3 protein-coding genes are annotated in these 1,400 nt (G+C 42.0%); 1 reads left to right on the forward strand and 2 read right to left on the reverse strand.

The features are described 5' to 3' along the window. Positions 1-233 (forward strand): hypothetical protein (locus tag Q0338_RS01670; RefSeq protein WP_298085245.1); only part of this gene is annotated, 233 nt, incomplete at its 5' end. 72 nt (positions 234-305) lie between these two features. On the opposite strand, the gene exbD is transcribed toward Q0338_RS01670, so the two are convergent. Continuing rightward, on the reverse strand, positions 306-683 hold the full coding sequence (gene exbD / locus Q0338_RS01675) for a TonB system transport protein ExbD (RefSeq protein WP_298085246.1): 378 nt from the start codon (positions 681-683) through the stop codon (positions 306-308). After that, on the reverse strand, positions 676-1,104 hold the full coding sequence (exbB, locus tag Q0338_RS01680) for a TonB-system energizer ExbB (RefSeq protein WP_002952142.1): 429 nt from the start codon (positions 1,102-1,104) through the stop codon (positions 676-678). The genes exbD and exbB overlap by 8 nt, the downstream gene beginning before the upstream one ends. Positions 1,105-1,400: the final 296 nt, after the last annotated feature.

The raw sequence follows: 1,400 nt of genomic DNA on the forward strand, positions 1-1,400 counted from the left end.
CGGGTTTTGGTTTCTCTACTGGCTTTGGCTTTTCTATCGGCTTAGGCGGCTCCACCGGTTTTGGCGGTTCCGGCGGCGTGACGACGGGTTCTGGCGGAGGAGGCGCAGGCGGTGCCGGAGGCGGCGGGGCAGGCGGAGTAGGTGCTGGCGGGAGCGGAGCTGCTGGCGGCGTAAAGGTATTTAGCGCTATCTTGACGCTTTTTTCTTCCGGCATCGGCTTTAGCTCGTCGTAAAATTTGATAAAAGATCCGATGAGGATAGAGTGCAACAGGATAGAAACGCCAAGCCCCGTAAAGCTGGCGCGTCTATTCAGTTGTTGTCGTGATAGCGAAGTTTTCATGATTTTTTTCTTTTAGTATGTCGATAACCTTGATAAACGAGTCAAATTTGCTCTCTTTATCGCTTTTAAGTTCTATTAACGTTTCGTTTTTTATCTCGTTTAGCTTTTCTTTTAAATTTTCCTCGGCGATTTTCTCTTCGCCTATAAAAAATTCATTATCTTTATTAATTAAAACGGCGATTTTATCGTTTTCGTCTTGCTTTTTTTCCGCGCTTTCGCTGTTTGGCAGGTCGATTTTGATATGGCCCTGAGCGATAAAAGTCGAAACGCTAAGCACGATGGCTAGCAAAACGAGCATAATATCTATGAGCGGGATTACGTTTAATCCCTCTTTTTTAGGCATTCTCACGTGAAGCCTTGTAGCGGTTTACTAAAACGTCCACTTTTCTCATAAACGCGTTGTAGATCATTAGCGTCGGTATCGCGACGATGAGGCCTAGCGCGGTTGCTTTTAGCGCGAGAGATAGGCCGACCATGATGCTTTTAGTGTCGATGCCGCCGCTCATACCCATGTCGTAAAAGGTCACCATGATGCCTGCGACCGTACCCAAAAGCCCGATATACGGAGCATTTGAATAAACTATATAAAGCGTTGTTAAATTTCTAGTTACGCTCTCTTCAAAGTCGTCTTGATTCTTGTAATTTTCAAATTTAACGTTTGCGTAAAAGATCAAGCGCTCTATCGTGAGCCATACTACGACAAAGCTCATAAGCCCTAAAATACCGATGATAACGTAATCGACGTTGTGTTTGAGAAATTCCATTTAATGCCTTCTTACTAAAATTTGCGCGGCAATTATATCAGATTATGGTATTTATTGTCAATAACGAATAAGCAAGTAATATTTTAGATAAATTTATCTAAAATTTAGTCTTAAGATTGTAGTATTCGTTTTCAAAATTTGAGCGGATTAAAGAAAACAAAATTTAAATATTTTTCTAAATCGGCGCAAATTTTCGTAAATTTAAAGAGGAGAAAAAATGAGTTTTAACAATGTTGCGAAAATTTCTTTCGTAGCGGCTCTGGCTATCGGCGCAAATGCCGCCGAGAACGTAACGC

The organism is uncultured Campylobacter sp. (genome assembly GCF_938018145.1).
Taxonomy (GTDB): Bacteria; Campylobacterota; Campylobacteria; order Campylobacterales; family Campylobacteraceae; genus Campylobacter_A.